Annotated in this window: 19 protein-coding genes; 15 read left to right on the top strand and 4 right to left on the bottom strand. The window is 62.4% G+C overall.

Annotated features, from left to right (window positions below):
* Nucleotides 1-115: 115 nt before the first annotated feature.
* The 8 genes from FJV77_RS05125 (at nucleotide 116) to FJV77_RS05090 (ending at nucleotide 5,987) form a co-directional block, all read left to right on the top strand.
* Nucleotides 116-823: a metal-dependent hydrolase gene (locus FJV77_RS05125; protein ID WP_142865771.1), complete on the top strand. Its 708-nt coding sequence runs from the start codon at nucleotides 116-118 to the stop codon at nucleotides 821-823.
* A 75-nt stretch (nucleotides 824-898) separates the two neighbouring features.
* Entirely contained in the window at nucleotides 899-1,285 is a 387-nt protein-coding gene (locus FJV77_RS05120; RefSeq protein WP_246691145.1) for a hypothetical protein, read from the top strand.
* 133 nt (nucleotides 1,286-1,418) lie between these two features.
* Nucleotides 1,419-2,264: a radical SAM protein gene (locus FJV77_RS05115; protein WP_246691139.1), complete on the top strand. Its 846-nt coding sequence runs from the start codon at nucleotides 1,419-1,421 to the stop codon at nucleotides 2,262-2,264.
* Between the two features lie 70 nt (nucleotides 2,265-2,334).
* Nucleotides 2,335-2,622, top strand: a complete 288-nt coding sequence (gatC, locus tag FJV77_RS05110) for an Asp-tRNA(Asn)/Glu-tRNA(Gln) amidotransferase subunit GatC (protein ID WP_142865768.1) — start codon at nucleotides 2,335-2,337, stop codon at nucleotides 2,620-2,622.
* A 7-nt stretch (nucleotides 2,623-2,629) separates the two neighbouring features.
* Nucleotides 2,630-3,085: a GNAT family N-acetyltransferase gene (locus FJV77_RS05105; RefSeq protein WP_142865767.1), complete on the top strand. Its 456-nt coding sequence runs from the start codon at nucleotides 2,630-2,632 to the stop codon at nucleotides 3,083-3,085.
* Nucleotides 3,085-4,650, top strand: a complete 1,566-nt coding sequence (locus tag FJV77_RS05100; RefSeq protein ID WP_142865766.1) for an amidase family protein — start codon at nucleotides 3,085-3,087, stop codon at nucleotides 4,648-4,650. Before FJV77_RS05105 ends, FJV77_RS05100 begins: the two co-directional genes overlap by 1 nt.
* 49 nt (nucleotides 4,651-4,699) lie before the next feature.
* A complete protein-coding gene (locus FJV77_RS05095) occupies nucleotides 4,700-5,182 on the top strand; it encodes a hypothetical protein (RefSeq protein ID WP_246691138.1) in 483 nt (160 codons plus the stop codon).
* A gap of 7 nt (nucleotides 5,183-5,189) precedes the next feature.
* The gene (locus FJV77_RS05090; protein ID WP_142865764.1) at nucleotides 5,190-5,987 is read left to right on the top strand and encodes a YdcF family protein; all 798 of its coding nucleotides are present in this window, start codon (nucleotides 5,190-5,192) and stop codon (nucleotides 5,985-5,987) included.
* Here FJV77_RS05090 and FJV77_RS05085 read toward each other — a convergent pair.
* Together FJV77_RS05085 and FJV77_RS05080 are read right to left on the bottom strand one after the other, a co-directional pair.
* On the bottom strand, nucleotides 5,936-6,679 hold the full coding sequence (locus FJV77_RS05085; protein WP_142865763.1) for a DUF599 domain-containing protein: 744 nt from the start codon (nucleotides 6,677-6,679) through the stop codon (nucleotides 5,936-5,938). The two genes, FJV77_RS05090 and FJV77_RS05085, sit on opposite strands and share 52 nt — an antisense overlap.
* Nucleotides 6,680-6,722: 43 nt before the next feature.
* Nucleotides 6,723-7,412, bottom strand: coding sequence for a cysteine hydrolase (locus tag FJV77_RS05080; RefSeq protein WP_142865762.1), 690 nt, complete (start codon nucleotides 7,410-7,412; stop codon nucleotides 6,723-6,725).
* Between the two features lie 202 nt (nucleotides 7,413-7,614).
* Here FJV77_RS05080 and FJV77_RS05075 point away from each other — a divergent pair, with 202 nt between their 5' ends.
* From FJV77_RS05075 to FJV77_RS05060, 4 genes are all read left to right on the top strand, one after another.
* Entirely contained in the window at nucleotides 7,615-9,018 is a 1,404-nt protein-coding gene (locus FJV77_RS05075) for an L-serine ammonia-lyase (RefSeq protein WP_142865761.1), read from the top strand.
* Between the two features lie 78 nt (nucleotides 9,019-9,096).
* Nucleotides 9,097-9,534 (top strand): DUF1489 family protein, encoded by a 438-nt coding sequence (locus tag FJV77_RS05070; RefSeq protein WP_142865760.1) that lies wholly within the window; start codon nucleotides 9,097-9,099, stop codon nucleotides 9,532-9,534.
* 100 nt (nucleotides 9,535-9,634) lie between these two features.
* Nucleotides 9,635-10,366 (top strand): VWA domain-containing protein, encoded by a 732-nt coding sequence (locus FJV77_RS05065; protein ID WP_142865759.1) that lies wholly within the window; start codon nucleotides 9,635-9,637, stop codon nucleotides 10,364-10,366.
* Entirely contained in the window at nucleotides 10,366-11,064 is a 699-nt protein-coding gene (locus FJV77_RS05060) for a DnaJ domain-containing protein (protein WP_142865758.1), read from the top strand. The genes FJV77_RS05065 and FJV77_RS05060 overlap by 1 nt, the downstream gene beginning before the upstream one ends.
* A gap of 47 nt (nucleotides 11,065-11,111) precedes the next feature.
* Here FJV77_RS05060 and FJV77_RS05055 read toward each other — a convergent pair whose 3' ends face one another.
* On the bottom strand, nucleotides 11,112-12,563 hold the full coding sequence (locus FJV77_RS05055) for a D-alanyl-D-alanine carboxypeptidase (protein WP_142865757.1): 1,452 nt from the start codon (nucleotides 12,561-12,563) through the stop codon (nucleotides 11,112-11,114).
* A gap of 283 nt (nucleotides 12,564-12,846) precedes the next feature.
* Between FJV77_RS05055 and FJV77_RS05050 the strand changes: the two genes are divergently transcribed.
* The 3 genes from FJV77_RS05050 (at nucleotide 12,847) to clpA (ending at nucleotide 16,268) form a co-directional block, all read left to right on the top strand.
* Nucleotides 12,847-13,176, top strand: coding sequence for a phasin family protein (locus FJV77_RS05050; RefSeq protein WP_142865756.1), 330 nt, complete (start codon nucleotides 12,847-12,849; stop codon nucleotides 13,174-13,176).
* A 275-nt stretch (nucleotides 13,177-13,451) separates the two neighbouring features.
* The gene (gene clpS, locus FJV77_RS05045; protein ID WP_023671012.1) at nucleotides 13,452-13,778 is read left to right on the top strand and encodes an ATP-dependent Clp protease adapter ClpS; all 327 of its coding nucleotides are present in this window, start codon (nucleotides 13,452-13,454) and stop codon (nucleotides 13,776-13,778) included.
* Between the two features lie 6 nt (nucleotides 13,779-13,784).
* On the top strand, nucleotides 13,785-16,268 hold the full coding sequence (clpA, locus tag FJV77_RS05040; protein WP_142865754.1) for an ATP-dependent Clp protease ATP-binding subunit ClpA: 2,484 nt from the start codon (nucleotides 13,785-13,787) through the stop codon (nucleotides 16,266-16,268).
* A gap of 102 nt (nucleotides 16,269-16,370) precedes the next feature.
* On the opposite strand, the gene FJV77_RS05035 is transcribed toward clpA, so the two are convergent.
* Nucleotides 16,371-17,360, bottom strand: a complete 990-nt coding sequence (locus tag FJV77_RS05035) for a phosphatase PAP2 family protein (RefSeq protein WP_246691137.1) — start codon at nucleotides 17,358-17,360, stop codon at nucleotides 16,371-16,373.
* Nucleotides 17,361-17,407: the final 47 nt, after the last annotated feature.

Below are 17,407 nucleotides of genomic sequence, written 5' to 3'. Positions count from 1 at the left end.
CCTACCTTCGACAAAAGCGTGACACGTTCTTTTGAACCAGGAACATACTATGCCACTTTAATTTCGCAGCCGGCGTTCTATCTTCCGGCTCAACCAAAATCGAGGAAAACGATTGATGAAATTGACCTGGTACGGACATTCGGCCTTTCGCATCGAGACATCAGGCGCGACCATCCTGATCGACCCCTATCTCATCGGCAATCCGTCATGGACTGGCGGTTGGGAAGGGCCGGCGGAAGGCGTGACCCATGTATTGCTGACCCACGGCCACAGTGACCATGTCAGCGGCGCGGTGGAGGTGCTGAAGAAGAGCGGTGCCCAGCTGGTCGCCAATTACGAGATCTGCATGTACCTGGTCGGCAAGGGCGTCGACGGCAACAAGATCAATCCCGGCAATCTCGGCGGCACCGTCGATTGCGGCGCCTTCACCACGACCTTCGTCCAGGCGCTGCATTCCTCGTCGTTCGGCCTCGATGGTGGCCAGAACGTCTATCTCGGCAATCCGGGCGGGCTGGTCCTGCATTTTCCGGAAGACAAGACGCTTTACCACATGGGCGACACCGACATCTTCTCCGACATGGCGCTGATCAACGAATTGCACGAGCCGAAGATCGGCATCGTGCCGGTCGGCGACCGCTTTACCATGGGCGGTGCGGTGGCGGCCCTTGCCTGCCGGCGCTTCTTCAGCTTCGACACGGTCTTGCCCTGTCACTTCGGCACGTTCCCGATCATCGACCCAACGGCGGAAAAGTTCGTTGCGGGCCTCGAAGGATCGGGTGTTGACGTGGCCTTGCCAGCAATCGGCCAAACGATCACACTGTAGAGCGATCGTTTTGGACGATCCCTTGTCGCAAAAGGGAATGAAACCATGGGTTTGAGAAGGACTCTTTGCGTGTCGATGCTGGTTGCGGCGTCACCCGCATCGGCCGCCGAGGGCTTCATCAAGGGCGTCTATCTCCAAACCCAGGAGCTTTGTGCGCAAGCCAAAAAGGACACGCTGCAGACGCTGATCGACGCCGGCAATGTCATCTTGTCGGCGGACGGCCTACAAAGCGTCGAGTACAATTGCGAGTTCGTCCAGGTCACCAAGGCGACGCGCTCGCCGAGCTGGGCGGTCACCGCCATCTGCCAGGAGCCGGGGTTTCTTTTTCCCGACGTGCTTTCGATCACGCAGATGAACGCGACGCAAATCGACATCGTCTCGGTGCGCCCGACCGCCGACGAAGGCGAGCAGGCCGGCAATGGCGGCAGCTATTACCTGTGCGACGGCGTGTCCCTGCCTTAGGGCAATTCCGGGAAAAGTGTGGAGCGGTTTCCCTTGGGAATTGCGTAAAACAAAGAGCTGAAATTTGCCGCTGGCGGCAGATGCACCGCACACATCCGCATGCTAGCGTGAACCTATGGGGATGCTGAAACGGATGGGATTGCTACTGCAGGGAGAGCGGCCGGTGTTCCGGAAGCTCGAACTGCATGTCGCGCATGGCTGCAACCTGGCCTGCGAAAGCTGCTCGCACTATTCCAACCATGCCCATTCCGGCACGGTTTCACTTGAGGATGCCGACCGCTGGATGGGCCTTTGGAGCCGCCGTGTGTCGGTCACCCGGTTCTCCCTACTTGGCGGCGAACCCACCATCCATCCGCAATTGCCGCAATTTGTCGGTCTGGTTCGGCGGCACTGGCCGCACACCCAGATCGAGATCGTCTCAAACGGCTTCTTCCTGCACCGCCACCCGTCCTTGCCCACCATCCTTGCGGCGGATCCGGATGCCCGTCTCGTCATCTCTGTGCATCACGATTCCGAGGAATATCGCGACCGGTTGAAACCGGTCTTCGCCTTGCTGGAGCAATGGCGGCAGGAACACGGTTTCGTCGCCAGGGTGCGTCCAGCGCACAAGAACTGGACCCGGCGCTACGAAGGTTTTGGCGACACGATGCTGCCGTTCGAGGATGACGACCCGCGCGCCAGCTGGGAGGCCTGTCCGGCTCGTCACTGCAAGCAGCTTCTCGATGGGCGCATCTGGAAATGCGCTCCCTTGGCCTATCTGCCGATGCAGAAGGCAAAATACCGGCTTTCCGACAAATGGGATGGCTATCTCGCCTATCGCCCGCTCGAACCGGATTGCTCGCGTGCCGAACTTGACGCCTTCGCCGCCCTCGAAGATGAGGCCGCCTGCGGTATGTGTCCGGCCAAGGAGCGGCTGTTCGAATTGCCGCTTCCAATGCGCCAGAGGAAAGCCCGGGCCGGCACCGCAGCGCAGCCCTGAGCACGATCGATGTTGCGCGGCACGCGCCGCGCCGCTATAGCGCCATCTGGTTTTCCCAAAGGCTAAAGACATGTCGGTTGATCTGCAGACAGTGAAGCGCGTCGCGCGTCTCGCCCGCATTGCGGTGAGTGAGGAGGATGCCGAGCGCATGACCGGCGAGCTGAACGCCATTCTGGGCTTCGTCGAGCAGCTGAACGAGGTCGATGTCTCCGGCGTCGAGCCGATGACCTCGGTGACGCCGATGGAGATGAAGAAGCGCGAGGATATTGTCACCGACGGCAACAAGGCCGCCGACATCTTCGCCAACGCGCCGGCCACCGAAGAGAATTTCTTCCTCGTGCCGAAGGTCGTGGAGTAGGCGGCCGATGGCAATCGAGATCGCCATCGAGACGCCGTTGCAGGACGATGTCCGCGCTTTGGTCGAGGAGCTCAACGCGACGCTGCTCGAACTGACGCCACCGGAGCACTGTTATCACCTGACGGTCGAGCAGATGGCCGGCGAAGACACCACCGTCTTCATCGCCCGCGACGACGGGAAGGCTATCGGCTGCGGAGCGCTGAAGCGCCATGATGCGACCGTCGGCGAGGTGAAGCGCATGTATACGCGGCCCTCGCATCGCGGCAGGAAGATCGGCGCCAAAATCGTCGAGCGGGTCGAGACGCTGGCGCGTCAAGAAGGATTGAAGCGCCTGGTGCTGGAAACCGGCGACCGCCATCCTGCGGCATGGACCGTCTACGAACGCGCCGGCTTCTCGCGCTGCGGGCCGGTGCTGGATTATCCCGATTCCGAGTGGTCGGTGTTTTACGAAAAGAGCCTTTGATGAGCGAACTGACCCATCTGACGATTTCGCAGGCCCGCGCCAAGTTGCGCGGCAAGGAGATTTCCGCCGCCGAGATCACCGAGGCCTATCTCTCAGCCATCGAGCGCGCCAATCCGGTGCTCAACGCCTACATCGTCGTCACTGGCGACAAGGCGCGCGATATGGCCAAGGCCTCCGACGCCAGGCTGGCCAAGGGCGAGGGCGGTGCGCTGGAAGGCATCCCGCTCGGCATCAAGGACCTGTTCGGAACCGAGGGGGTTCACACCCAGGCCTGCAGCCATGTGCTGGACGGTTTCAAGCCGCGCTATGAATCTACCGTCACCGCCAACCTTTGGGCCGACGGCGCCGTCATGCTGGGCAAGCTCAACATGGACGAGTTCGCCATGGGTTCGTCCAACGAGACCTCCTATTACGGCCCGGTCGTCAATCCGTGGCGGCGTTCGCGCCTCGACACGGTGGTGATGCCGACCACGCATCAAGGCGATGGCGGTTTTGTTTCGGCCGGCGGCACCAAGACCGCGCGCACGCTGGACAATGCCCAGCTGGTGCCCGGCGGCTCGTCGGGCGGCTCGGCTTCGGCCGTCTCGGCCTTCCTGTGCGCCGGCGCCACCGCCACCGACACCGGCGGCTCGATCCGCCAGCCCGCCGCCTTCACCGGCACCGTCGGCATCAAGCCGACCTATGGCCGCTGCTCGCGCTGGGGCGTCGTCGCTTTCGCCTCGTCGCTCGACCAGGCCGGCCCGATCGCCCGCGACGTGCGCGACGCCGCGATCCTGTTGAAGTCGATGGCCTCGGTCGATGCCAAGGATACCACTTCGGTCGACCGTCCGGTGCCGGATTACGAGGCGGCGATTGGCAAGCCGATCAAGGGAATGAAGGTCGGCATTCCCAGGGAATACCGCGTCGACGGCATGCCGGAAGAGATCGAGGCGCTGTGGCAGAAGGGCATTGCCTGGCTGAAGGATGCCGGCGCCGAGATCGTCGACATTTCACTGCCGCACACCAAATATGCTTTGCCGGCTTATTATATCGTCGCGCCGGCCGAAGCGTCGTCCAACCTCGCCCGCTACGACGGTGTCCGTTATGGACTGCGCGTGCCGGGCAAGGACATCGTCGACATGTACGAAAACACCCGCGCCGCCGGTTTCGGCCGCGAGGTCAAACGCCGCATCATGATCGGCACCTATGTGCTGTCGGCCGGCTATTACGACGCATACTATTTGCAGGCGCAGAAGGTGCGCAATCTGATCAAGCGCGACTTCGAGACCGTCTTTGCCGCCGGCGTCGATGTCATCCTGACGCCGGCGACGCCGTCCGCCGCCTTTGGCATCGCCGACGAGGACATGGCCGCCGATCCGGTGAAGATGTATCTCAACGACATTTTCACGGTGACCGTGAACATGGCCGGCCTGCCGGGCATCGCGGTACCAGCCGGCCTCGACGCCAAGGGCCTGCCGCTCGGCTTGCAGCTGATCGGCCGTCCCTTTGATGAGGAAACCCTGTTCCAGACGGCTGCCGTCATCGAGCAGGCGGCGGGAACCTTCCAGCCGGAGAAGTGGTGGTAGCATGCCGCCCCCGTCTCGCATTTCCATCGTCGAGACGGGAGACGAACTGTTGATCACAAACCCACCACGCACCTCGGATTTCAGGACAGGCTTTGTCCTGATCGGGGCCGCGATTGTAGCCTACACCGGCTACATGGGATTGAGAGACACGTCGTCCGCGACGGTTACCAGCGGCACTCTCGGCCTGCTGGCGTTCGTGGCGATCATTGCCCTGTTCACCTATTTCCTCGGCAAGGATTTCATCTGGCTGGTCTTCGGCAAGGAAACCCTGCGGCTGACCCACGCCGCAGCCGTGCGCGACATCAGGGGTTCTTTGCTAAATCGTTCGCCATTGCCTTTGAAAGGGCACCTAAAGGTCGAAATCCTCGACCATACCTATCCGACGGATGAGGCGGGACTGTCGGAAGTCATCAGATTGACCAACGCGAACGGCGTCCTTGTTTTCGGCAGGGAGTTGAGCCGTCCTGAAGCGGAGGCTGTGGCGAGTGCGATCGAGCACTTCATCGGCCGTCTAAATTTGAGCTGGCGATAGGCAGGCAATGTTCTTCTATCTCTCCAAGATCTTCTGGTTCTTCGTCCAGCCGCTCAATCTGGCGATCTTCCTGCTGCTGGCTGGTTTGCTCGCGGCGCTGATCGGCCGTCGGCGGCTCGCAGCCGCCGGCAGTGTGCTCGCCTTCGTGATTCTCGCGCTGTCGGCATGGACGTCGCTCGGCGCCATGATGCTCAATCCGCTGGAGGAGCGCTTCCCGAGGTCACCGCTGCCGCAGAAGGTCGATGGCATCGTCGTCCTCGGCGGCGGTTTCGAAGGCGCCATCAATCTGGTGCGCGGCGGCTATGAACTGAATTCCGGCGGCGACCGCATGGTTGAGACCGCAATCCTTGCCCGGCGCTTTCCGGACGCGAAGGTGGTTATCTCGGGCGGTACCGGCGAACTGTTCATCGAGGGTGAGGGCGATGCGGCCACCGCACCACGCCTGCTCGGCGCGCTCGGCGTGAGCGCCGATCGTTTGATGCTGGAGAACAAATCCCGCAACACGTATGAGAATGCAGTCTTCAGCAAGGCATTGGTGACGCCGAAGCCGGGCGAGACCTGGCTGCTGGTGACCTCCGCCTTCCACATGCCGCGCTCCAAGGCGCTGTTCGACCAGGCCGGCTTTCCGACGGTTCCGTGGCCTGTCGACTATCGCACCTCGGGAAAGGAAGGCTTTGGCCTGTTCCGCGATAACGCGCCGGATTCGCTGCAGACCACCACCATGGCGATCCGCGAATGGATCGGTCTAGCCGCCTATTGGCTGTCGGGGCGGATCGACCAGCTTTTCCCGGGCCCGGGCGGTTGACCGATCACTGCTTGCCTGGCGGCGGAAAAGAACTGGCGGCGCACCAGCACCGCCAGAAGCAGCAGCGTTGACAGCACGAACACGACCGGGTCGACAAACCACCCGAGATAGCCGATCGAGAAGAACACGGCGCGCAGGCCTGAATTGAAATGCTTGCCGGCCAACATGTTCATGCGCGCCGCGCGCCACACCGCCGTTTCGCTGACCGGATTGCGCGAGGCCTCGCCATGCGGGATCGGCACCGCGCCGATCAGGATCGTGCAGTAATTGAAGAGACGATAGGCCCAGCCGAACTTGAAGAAGGCGAAGGCCAGGATCAGCACCAGGCCGAAGACCTTGATCTGGAAGGCCGAGCGCGATGAGGTCGCGTTCAGCGGCAGGTCGTTCAGCACGGCGAGCACCTGGTCCGAGGCGCCGAGCAGCGCAAAGCAGCCGCCGAGCGCAATCAGCGAACTCGAGGCGAAAAAGGCGGTGCCTTGCTGCAGGCCGCTCATGATGGCGGTGTCGACGATGCGGATCTCGCGCTCGGCCATGGTACGCATCCAGGCCTCGCGCTGCACATTCATCGCCATCGTCAGCGACACCCGGCTGACGAGCTTCCCGTCGGACGCCAGCGTATGCAGCACCCATGCAAGGAGGAAGAAGGCCAACGCCGCGAGATCGGCCGTCGAAAGATGGAAGGAATCGCCCATGCTCCCTTTTAGCACAGGCAAGGTGCCCGTTTCGACGGCTGGCTCAGGCCGGCAAAGGCGTAGCCATGTGCAACACCTCGATGACGCTGTCAGTCTTGGTGATCCATCCGAAGGCGTGTTCGAAGTTCCACAGCGTCGACTGGCGGTTGAAGTCGGGACCCGAATGGTTCATCGCGTCCTCGACCAGGATCGGCCAGAATTCCAGCATGTAGGCGTCGCGCGCGGTCGCATCGACGCAGACGTTGGTGGCGACCCCGGTGAACAGTAGATTTCGGATCTTGCGGGCGCGCAGATGCGCTTCCAGGCCGGTGTTGCCAAAACCGCTATAGCGCGATTTGCGGATGATTTGGTCGCCCGGTTCGGGCTTCAACGCGTCGACGATCTGCCAATCCCAGCTGTTGTCGATCAACAGTCTGCCGGCAAGCTCGGGACGCTCGCGCATCATCACCATCCCCAGCTCCTTGTGATGGTTCGGGGACGAGGGACCTCCCGCATCGCTGAGATCGGGCTTGTACGACATCTGCAGGTAAATGACGGTGACGCCGGCTTCGCGTGCCGCCTTGAGCAGGCGCCTGTTGGCGTCGATTGCGGGTGCTGCGCCAGATATGTCGAAGCCAGCGAGGTCGAACATCCCGCCTTTCGAGACAAAGGCGTTCTGCATGTCCACCACGACGACGGCTGTCTCGGCAGGCGCGATGCGCACCGGCTGCGGTTTGGCATTCAACGTAAGCACGGCTCTCTCCCTCGGCAAACAACGCTGCGGGCGCACCCCGGGCGCGATGTTCAGAATAGCCGCGCCGTCATGGTCGAGCAATCAATGTCGCTGCCGGAGCAAACAAAGTCGGCGGGTGCAGCGCTGCGTTTGTCAAAACAGCACAAACATCATGGAAAGTCCTATATGTAGGTCTTGATCCCATTCCCGGAGACGGCGCAGCGTGTTCCTTTCGGTTTTCGACCTGTTCAAGATCGGCATCGGGCCGTCGAGTTCGCACACGATGGGACCGATGACGGCGGCGCGGCGGTTTCTCGACGAGATCGCCGGCGATGACTGGCCACGCCCGGCCGGCGTGAAGGTCGATCGGATCGGCGCCAGCCTGCATGGTTCGCTCGCCTATACCGGCATCGGCCACGGCTCGGACCGCGCCGTTGTCCTCGGCCTTGCCGGCCTGACACCGCAGACAGTCGACCCCGATCAGGCCGATACCATCGCTACGCGCATCGCCGCCGAGAAGCGGATTTCGCCGCCCGGCCATCCCTCCTATCGCTTCGATCCGGCGACAGATCTGGTGCTGGACAGGAAAACGCCGCTCACGGGCCACGCCAACGGCATGGCGTTCTACGCCTACGATACCGGCGACAGGCTGCTGCTCAAGCGCATCTATTATTCGATCGGCGGCGGGTTCGTGGTCTCGGAAGAAGAGCTGCAGCGGATGAAGGTGAAGGGCTCGGTGACGACCGAGGGCAAAAAGGTGCCTTATCCCTTCAAGAATGCCGTCGAGATGCTGAAGATGGCCGGCAAGAGCGGCCTGTCGATTGCCGATATGAAGCGCGTCAACGAAGAGGCGCATATGTCGCGCCAGGAGCTCGACAGCGGCCTCGATGCCATCTGGGGCGCCATGAAGGGCTGCATCGACCGTGGGCTGTCGCAGGACGGCATCATGCCGGGCGGCTTAAAGGTGCGCCGCCGCGCCCGCATGCTGCACGACAAGTTGCAGGAGCAATGGCAGCAGAACAAGCCCAACCCCTTGCTCGCCAATGACTGGCTGTCGATCTACGCCATGGCGGTGAACGAGGAGAATGCCGCTGGCGGCCGCGTCGTCACCGCGCCGACCAATGGCGCGGCGGGTACGCTGCCGGCCGTGCTGCGCTACTGGCTGCATTTCCATCCCGAGGCCGACCAGCCGAGCATCCGCGACTTCCTGCTGACCGCCGCAGCCGTCGGCGGCATCATCAAGACCAACGCTTCGATCTCCGGCGCCGAAGTCGGCTGCCAGGGCGAGGTCGGTTCGGCCTCGGCAATGGCCGCTGCAGGCCTCTGTGCCGTCATGGGCGGCACGCCCGAGCAGGTCGAGAACGCCGCCGAGATCGCGCTCGAACACCATCTCGGCATGACCTGCGATCCGGTCGGCGGCCTGGTGCAGGTGCCTTGCATCGAGCGCAATGCGCTCGGCGCCGTCAAGGCAGTGACCGCCGCCTCGCTCGCCATCAAGGGCGACGGCGTCCATTTCGTGCCGCTCGACGCCGCGATCGAAACCATGCGCCAGACTGGCCTCGACATGAACGAGAAGTACAAGGAAACCAGCCTGGGCGGCCTTGCCGTCAATGTCGTGGAATGTTGAACACTCAACGCCGCTGGCGCTGTGGAGAAGTCGGGCAGAGCCGTTGACGCAACCGCACGCCGGACTAAACCTTAAGCGATGGCACTCAATCTCCTAAAACTCTGCGTCGGTTGCGACAGCGTCGAGGATCTCGAAGAGTGGATCGCCTTCCGCCTCGACGAGCGGCGCCGGGCCGGCGAGCCGGCCGAACATTGGCACACGACCCGCATGGTGCCGACGCGCGGCGCCGAGGTCACCGATGGCGGCTCGCTCTATTGGGTGATCAAGGGCAGCGTCCAGTGCCGCCAGCTGATCACTGATATCAGGCCCTTCACCGATGACGAAGGCATTGGTCGCTGCCGTCTGATGCTCGGCCTCGAAGTCGTGCGCACCGACTGGCAGCCGCGCCGCGCCTTCCAGGGCTGGCGCTACCTGAAACCGTCGGATGCTCCCACCGATATCGGCAAGGGCAAGGCCGGAATGGTCGAAATGCCGCCGAAATTGAAGCGCGAGCTCGCAGATCTCGGTCTGCTCTAGCGCCTGGGCCGGGCGTCCTGCCCGCTGTGCGATCGCTGGCCCTTTATCTTGTCCGAGACTGGACTTGCAAGCAGCCCGGCAACGCCACATCTTGCTTCTTATGAGCGACAAGAAGCAGCCAGTGCCCGCAAAGGCCAGTTCTGCGCCGGTCAAGCCTCGATCCAATGCCGGCGAGATCGACGCCTTTATCCGTCAGGCGCGGTCGCTTGCCGCGTCCGCGACCGGCTCCGGGCGGCTGATCCTGGCGCTCGACGCGACGATGAGCCGCCAGCCGACCTGGGATCTCGCCACCAAGCTGCAAGGCGAAATGTTCGATGCCGCCGGCAAGGCCGGAACCCTTAGCGTCCAACTTGCCTATTTTCGCGGGCTGGGCGAATGCCGGTCATCGGCCTTCGTTGCCGACACCGATGCCTTGAAGATGCTGATGACGCGCATCGTGTGCCGCAGCGGCACCACCCAAATCGGCAAGGTCCTCACCCATGCGCTGAAAGAGACGGCGAAGGCGAAGGTCAATGCGCTGGTCTACATCGGCGACGCCATGGAAGAGAATATCGACGACCTGGCGCAGACGGCCGGCAGCCTAGGCCTGCACGGCGTTCCCGTCTTCGTCTTCCAGGAAGGTCATGATTCCGGCGCAGAAAAGGCGTTCAAGGAGATCGCGCGGCTTTCCAAAGGGGCCTGGTTCCGGTTCGACCGGCGGGCTGCCGCGACCCTGGCTGGACTGCTTTCAGCCGTCGCCGTCTATGCGACCGGTGGATTGAAGGCGCTCGAGGCAAGGGACCGGCCGGGAGACCGGCTGTTAATCGAGCATCTGCGGGGCGGCGGGAATTGATGGGCGCAATCATTGCACTTGTTGCACTGTTTCTGGTGCTGCTTGGCGCGGCGACAATCTTCGTCCGCGCCGATGCGCAAAAACTGGCAAGCGGCATGCGCACGCTCGGACCGGTGCTTCTGGCGCTCGTTGGCCTCGCCGTGCTGGTGGTCGGCCGCGAAGGCATTGCCGGCCTCATCCTGGCCGCGGCCCTTGCCTGGTATGGTTCGGTGCGGATGAAGCGGCCCACGGTCAGGCCGGCGCCCGGCAAGCGCTCGACGGTGCGCACAGCAGCGCTGGAGATGGAACTTGATCACGATACGGGCGGGCTTGAAGGCCTGGTTCTGGCGGGCCGCCATGAAGGCAAGATGTTGGGCGCGATGGGCCTGCCCGAACTGCAGCAGCTTTACCGCGAGCTCCCCGGTGACCCGGAGAGCCGTCAGTTGCTAGAGACGTATCTTGACGGCCGTTTTCCCGTCTGGCGCAAAGACGCTGAGGCGAACGGTGGCGAAGGGCTGGGTGTTGCGCCAGGTGCGGGCGCCATGACTAAGGAGGAGGCCTACAAGGTCCTTGGTCTTGAAGCGGGGGCCGCCGCGGCGGATGTCCGCAAGGCGCACCGCCGCCTGATGCAGCGCCTGCACCCCGACATCGGCGGCACGTCTTTCCTGGCGGCGCGGATCAACGAAGCCAAGGACGTCTTGCTCTCCAATCACAACTAGTCTCCTTCGACGCAGTAAATTTCCGGGAGATGGTCCTCGACGCTGCCCTACTGTTGGACGGCGTAGCAGGTAATTTTCTTCTTCTTCAAAGCGTTGCAGGCATTCCAGGCCGCATCCTTCGAGCCGAAACCGCCGAAGCGGGCGCGGTAATAGGTCTCGCCATCCTTGTCGAAAGCGACCGTAAAACCGGAGGCAGATGCAAGGATCTTCGGCGCCTGCTTGGCGGTCTTGTCGAGGAAAGCCTGGGCTTCGGACTGCTTGGGCGAAGACGCCACCTGCACCGCCCAACCGGACGGCACCGAGGCGGTGTTGACCGGATCGACCGCCGGAGGCGATGCTGGCGTGGGCTCGGCGTAGGCCGCGACCATTTGTGCCGTTTCGACCTTAGGCGCCGTCACGATGACGGTCTTGACCTTCCTGGTCTTGACGACGGGTGCGGGTTCTTCGACCGCGGCTACCGTCTGTTCGTCGGCAGACTGTCCGTCGGCAGACTGCTCGTCAGCAGATGTCGGATCGTCATTGGACGCCACGGCATCGTCTTCCACCACCGGCTTGTCGTCGGGCGTCGGCGCGTCGTGCTTGGGCAACAGCACCTTGGCCAACGCTTTGATCGGATTGTCGCCGCCGGCCTTGGCGACCAGGGAGCCGCCGCCGCGGGTGGAGGCGCGCGGCATGTAGGCGTTGATCAGCCCGGCCATCTGGTTGTCGCGGCTGCGGCCCGAGGTCCCGCCCATGACGACGGCAACGAGGCGGCGGTTGCCGTCCGAAACCGACGAGACGAGGTTGAAGCCGGAGGCGCGGGTATAGCCGGTCTTGATGCCGTCGACGCCCTTGATGCGGCCGAGGAGGCGGTTGTGACCGTTGATGCGCTGGCGTCCGTAGAGAAAAGAGCGCTGCGAGAAATAGCCGTAATACTGCGGGTAATGTTCCCGGAGCGCGATGCCGAGCATCGCCATGTCGTGGGCGGTGGTGAACTGGCCGGGATCGGGCAGGCCGTTGGCATTGCGAAACACGGTGCCGTCCATGCCGAGCTGCCGCGCCTTGGCCGTCATCATGCGGGCGAAATTGCTCTCGCTGCCGCCGAGCAATTCACCGAGCGCGGTCGCCGAATCATTGGCCGACTTGGTCACCATCGACAAAATGGCGGTCTCGACAGAAACCGCTCCGCCGGCCTTGACGCCGAGCTTGGTCGGGGGCTCGGCCGCCGCTTTTGCCGAAAACGGCACCGGCGTGTTCTTGCTGATTCGACCCTTCGCCATGGCTTCGAAGGTCAGATAGAGCGTCATCATCTTGGTTAGCGACGCCGGGTAGCGCCGGCCATTGGCATCGGACGAATAGAGCACCTTGCCGGTCTTGGCGTCGACGACGATCGCCGACGACCTGGCGGCCATCGACGATGCGGCATCCGCAACGACAAATGACATCGCCAAGGCGAAGATCATGATCGTTTTGAGGGGAGATGCGGATTTTGAACCGAAGACCGACAACGCCTGACGCACTGATAGTTCCTTTGAAACTCATTGCCCTGGAGGCGGCAAAGGGATCCGACCTCACTTGCCGTCAAACTATCGCGGCCAGCGTTACCAATCCGTTTATGGTAACCGGCGCGTTCACCATTTTCCTCGGGCTTGAGGCTTTCTTTATTCGAATTTTAGCCGTTGCCGACGCAGCGCGGCCCCGACGCCACGAAATCTTGACTTTTGTGCAGCGCACAATATACTCTCCTGCATTGCACAACCGCGCTCAGGCAAGGGCGCTTTAAAACGCCAAGGGAAACGTGAAATGACCCAGACCTATGAGGACTTCTCGAAATACGGCAAAGAGTTTGCCGACACCGGATTGAAGAGCTTCGCTTCGCTCTCCAAGGGCGCTCAGGCGATCGCCACCGAAGCTGGCGAATACACCAAGAAGAGCTTCGAAGCCGGCAGCGCCGCTATCGAAAAGCTGATCTCCGCCAAGTCGCTGGAAAAGGCGATCGAGATCCAGTCCGACTTCGCCAAGCAGAGCTATGAGAGCTTCGTTGCCGAGGCGACCAAGTTCGGCGATCTCTATGCCGAGCTCGCCAAGGAGGCCTACAAGCCCTTCGAATCAATTGTCGCCAAAGCGAAGTAATTCGCTCCAAAATACCAGGCACGGCCTTTCGGGCTTGCAAAACAGACCCGGTCGCGGATGCGCGGCCGGGTTTTTTCATGCCGGTTTCAATTCCGGGGCTTTGGCGGTTCACGATTTTGAAAATCGCCTGGGTTTGCCCACCTAGCCATATTGTCAGCTAACAAGAAGGGCTTAAAATCGTCCATCGAACACCTACATGTCGAACTCGCATGGGGATTCGAAAGAGGCAGGATTACGTGACGATCGGTTTGACTGCCACGGCAAGCGTGGTGCGGATGCAAAGTGACGGCGACGGCAATGAGGCCGGTCGCGGCACGGCCGTCATTACGCGCACGAAAACCAAGACCAAGAAGCCCAGCCTTTATCGGGTCCTTATCCTCAACGACGACTACACGCCCATGGAGTTCGTGGTTCACGTCCTGGAGCGTTTTTTTCAAAAGGACCGCGAAGCCGCCACACGCATCATGCTTCATGTTCACAATCATGGAGTGGGCGAGTGCGGGGTCTATACATTCGAGGTGGCCGAGACCAAAGTGTCCCAGGTCATGGATTTCGCCCGACAGAATCAGCATCCGCTGCAATGCGTGATGGAGAAGAAGTGAGGTAACATGCCGGCTTTCTCCCAAGGCCTGGAAAAGGCGCTTCACCAGGCGCTGACGCTCGCCAATGAGCGGCACCATGAATATGCAACCCTTGAACATCTGCTGCTCGCGCTCATCGACGACACCGAGGCGGCCGCCGTCATGCGCGCCTGCAACGTCGATCTCGACGAGCTGAAGCACACTGTCCTCACCTATATCGACACCGAGCTCGACAATCTCGTCACCGGTTATGATGAGGATTCCAAGCCGACCGCCGGCTTCCAGCGCGTCATCCAGCGCGCCGTGATCCATGTGCAGTCATCCGGCCGCGAGGAAGTGTCCGGCGCCAACGTGTTGGTCGCCATCTTTGCCGAGCGCGAGAGCCACGCCGCCTATTTCCTGCAGGAACAGCAGATGACCCGCTACGACGCGGTCAACTACATCTCGCACGGCATCGCCAAGCGCCCCGGCGCATCGGAGACGCGCTCGCCGCGCGGCGCCGATGACGAGCAGGGCGGCCAGAACGGCGCCGAGCCGCAGGAGGAAGGCGGCAAGAAGAAGCAGCAGCAGGATGCGCTGACCGCTTATTGCGTCAACCTCAACAACAAGGCCAAGGCCGGCAAGATCGATCCGCTGATCGGCCGCGAGAGCGAGATCAACCGCACCATCCAGGTGCTGTGCCGCCGCTCCAAGAACAACCCGCTCTATGTCGGCGACCCCGGCGTCGGCAAGACGGCGATCGCCGAAGGTCTGGCCAAGCGCATCGTCGAAGGCGACGTTCCCGAAGTGCTGCAGGACGCAACCATCTTCGCGCTCGACATGGGCACGCTTTTGGCCGGTACCCGCTATCGCGGCGATTTCGAAGAGCGGCTGAAGCAGGTCGTCAAGGAGCTCGAGGATTATCCGGGCGCCGTGCTGTTCATCGACGAAATCCACACCGTGATCGGTGCCGGCGCCACCTCGGGCGGCGCCATGGATGCGTCGAACCTGTTGAAGCCGGCGCTGTCTTCGGGTGCGATCCGTTGCATCGGCTCGACCACCTACAAGGAGTTCCGCCAGTTCTTCGAGAAGGACCGCGCTCTGGTGCGGCGCTTCCAGAAGATCGACGTCAACGAGCCGACCATCGAGGACGCCATCGAAATCATGAAGGGCCTCAAGCCCTATTATGAGGAGTTCCACAAGGTGAAGTTCACCAACGAGGCGATCAAGGCTTCGGTGGAATTGTCGGCGCGCTACATCAACGACCGCAAGTTGCCGGACAAGGCGATCGACGTGATCGACGAGACGGGCGCCTCGCAGATGCTGGTGCCGGAGGCCAAGCGCAAGAAGACGATCGGCATCAAGGAGATCGAAGCCACGATCGCCACCATGGCGCGCATCCCGCCGAAGACGGTCTCGGCAGATGATGAGAAGGTGCTGCAGGGGCTCGATATCGAGTTGAAGCGCGTCGTCTACGGCCAGGACACGGCCATCACCGCACTGACCTCGGCGATCAAGCTGGCGCGCGCCGGCCTGCGCGAACCGGAAAAGCCGATCGGCTCTTACCTGTTCTCAGGCCCGACCGGCGTCGGCAAGACCGAAGTGGCCAAGCAGTTGGCCGCCTCGCTCGGCGTCGAATTGATCCGCTTCGACATGTCGGAATATATGGAACGCCACACCGTTTCGCGGCTGATCGGCGCGCCTCCCGGCTATGTCGGCTTCGACCAGGGCGGCCTGTTGACCGACGGCGTGGACCAGCATCCGCACTGCGTGCTGCTGCTCGACGAGGTGGAGAAGGCGCATCCCGACCTGTTCAACATCCTGTTGCAGGTCATGGACCACGGCAAGCTGACAGACCACAACGGCAAGCAGATCGACTTCCGCAATGTCATCCTGATCATGACCACCAATGCCGGCGCATCCGATGCGCAGCGCGCGGCGATCGGTTTCGGTTCGACCAAGCGTGAAGGCGACGATGTCGAGGCGATCAACCGGCTGTTCACGCCGGAATTCCGCAACCGTCTCGATGCGATCATCCCGTTCGGCTCGCTGCCGGTGCCGGTCATCCATCAGGTGGTGCAGAAGTTCGTCATGCAGCTCGAAGCCCAGCTTTCCGAGCGTGGCGTCACCTTCGACCTGTCGCCGGACGCGATCGCCTGGCTCGCCGACAAGGGCTACGATGAGCGCATGGGTGCGCGGCCGCTCGGCCGGGTCATCCAGGAGCACATCAAGAAGCCGTTGGCCGACGAGGTGCTGTTCGGCAAGCTCAAGAAGGGCGGCACGGTGCGCGTCACCGTCGAGAAGAAGGAAACCGGCGAAACCGGCCTGAAGCTCGAATCGCTGGCCGACGAAGCGCCGGTGCAGCCGAAGCAGGAGCTGGAAGAGGCGCCGAAAGCCCGCAAGGCGGTGGCCAAGAAGCCCGTCGCCAAGAAGGCGGTGGCGCAAAAGCCCAAGGGCAAGGACGAGCCTGAGCCTAAGGGCAAGGACGGCGGCAAGCGCAGCCTGGTGCCGCAACTGCCACGCAAGGGCTAAAAAGTTCGCCAATGAAAAGGCCCCGGTGACGGGGCCTTTTTTCATGGCTGGCCGGTTTGCCGAAACAGCACCCGTGCTTTCAGGGTCAGATGCGCTGTCAGGTCAGGCGGCGACGCCGTCGGGTGCGAAGCGGGCCAGGAAATGACCGCATGCCTTCCAGATGGCGATCGAGATCAGCACGCTCGCATAGCCGTCGACAGCATAGTGCCAGCCAAGGACAACCGAGCCGACCATGATGATTGCGGCGAATGCCCACATCAACAGGCCAACCAACCGTGAGCGGCGTGCTGCATAAAGAGCGAAAAGCACCGCCATCGCCACATGCATGGACGGGAAGGCGGATATGCCGAGACTGCCTGGGGTTGCCCCGATGTAGCCGCTCCACAAAATGTCCTGCGTGCTCAGCGCCCAGATCGGATAGATGCGATCGGCAGCAGCGAGCGCTTGCATCAGGGGATGGTAGTCGCTGCCCAGCCCCAGTCGCTCGTAAAAGCACGGCCCTGCCGAAGACAGGCCCATTGCCAGGAAGAACCCCCCCAGCATCCATACGAGCATGAAGCTCATCAGGAACTGGTGGCGCAGCTTCGTGTCCTTGCGCGTGATGCAAGCGATGAAGACCGAGGCGATAAGGACGACGAACCAGGAATTGTAAGCCAGGTTGAACAGTCTTACGGCGAGCGGCGACTGGACGATAAACCATAGCCATTCATGGGGAGCTCGACCGAAATGCAGCGCCCGGTCGGCCTGAGCCAATGCGTGGTCCCATGCGAATGGCGAAAGGATCGCGACCGCGCCTTTCAACACACCGAAAGCGGATATGAGCGCAATGCTCGCAGCCAGACCATTGAGGCTGTTGGCGTTGCGCTCGGCGTCGCCGAAGAAGCCACCCATCGATCTCAGAAAAGTGCCGAGCGGTTCAGTATCCCGCCTGATGAGCGCAAGGTGAAAAAAACTGCCGAGCGCGAGGGCGCAGCCGCCTATCCAGAAAGCGAAGAGAAGGTATAGGGCGTAGTCTTCCAGCACGCTGAAATCCGGCATGTTTCCGGTACGCAGGCCGACCGCGGCTGCCAAGAGCAAGGCAGCGATGGCCATCACATGCAGCAGCCGGTGTCGCCGGTATGCGTCCGCCAAGATGCTTA

The sequence above is a fragment of the Mesorhizobium sp. WSM4306 genome, assembly GCF_007003975.1.
Taxonomy (GTDB): domain Bacteria; phylum Pseudomonadota; class Alphaproteobacteria; order Rhizobiales; family Rhizobiaceae; genus Mesorhizobium.
The sequence above is the reverse complement of the archived record's forward strand: the minus strand, read 5'-3'. Positions and strand labels throughout refer to the sequence as shown.

Excerpts from the sequence above, each read along its gene's own strand:
- FJV77_RS05090 (WP_142865764.1), top strand. The coding sequence starts at position 5,190 with ATGTTCTTCTATCTCTCCAAGATCTTCTGGTTCTTCGTCCAGCCGCTC.
- FJV77_RS05065 (WP_142865759.1), top strand. The coding sequence starts at position 9,635 with ATGAGCGACAAGAAGCAGCCAGTGCCCGCAAAGGCCAGTTCTGCGCCG.
- FJV77_RS05105 (WP_142865767.1), top strand. The coding sequence starts at position 2,630 with ATGGCAATCGAGATCGCCATCGAGACGCCGTTGCAGGACGATGTCCGC.
- clpA (WP_142865754.1), top strand. The coding sequence starts at position 13,785 with ATGCCGGCTTTCTCCCAAGGCCTGGAAAAGGCGCTTCACCAGGCGCTG.
- FJV77_RS05125 (WP_142865771.1), top strand. The coding sequence starts at position 116 with ATGAAATTGACCTGGTACGGACATTCGGCCTTTCGCATCGAGACATCA.
- gatC (WP_142865768.1), top strand. The coding sequence starts at position 2,335 with ATGTCGGTTGATCTGCAGACAGTGAAGCGCGTCGCGCGTCTCGCCCGC.
- FJV77_RS05115 (WP_246691139.1), top strand. The coding sequence starts at position 1,419 with ATGGGATTGCTACTGCAGGGAGAGCGGCCGGTGTTCCGGAAGCTCGAA.
- FJV77_RS05035 (WP_246691137.1), bottom strand. The coding sequence starts at position 17,360 with ATGGCCATCGCTGCCTTGCTCTTGGCAGCCGCGGTCGGCCTGCGTACC.
- FJV77_RS05100 (WP_142865766.1), top strand. The coding sequence starts at position 3,085 with ATGAGCGAACTGACCCATCTGACGATTTCGCAGGCCCGCGCCAAGTTG.
- FJV77_RS05070 (WP_142865760.1), top strand. The coding sequence starts at position 9,097 with ATGGCACTCAATCTCCTAAAACTCTGCGTCGGTTGCGACAGCGTCGAG.
- FJV77_RS05085 (WP_142865763.1), bottom strand. The coding sequence starts at position 6,679 with ATGGGCGATTCCTTCCATCTTTCGACGGCCGATCTCGCGGCGTTGGCC.
- FJV77_RS05060 (WP_142865758.1), top strand. The coding sequence starts at position 10,366 with ATGGGCGCAATCATTGCACTTGTTGCACTGTTTCTGGTGCTGCTTGGC.
- FJV77_RS05120 (WP_246691145.1), top strand. The coding sequence starts at position 899 with ATGCTGGTTGCGGCGTCACCCGCATCGGCCGCCGAGGGCTTCATCAAG.
- clpS (WP_023671012.1), top strand. The coding sequence starts at position 13,452 with ATGCAAAGTGACGGCGACGGCAATGAGGCCGGTCGCGGCACGGCCGTC.
- FJV77_RS05050 (WP_142865756.1), top strand. The coding sequence starts at position 12,847 with ATGACCCAGACCTATGAGGACTTCTCGAAATACGGCAAAGAGTTTGCC.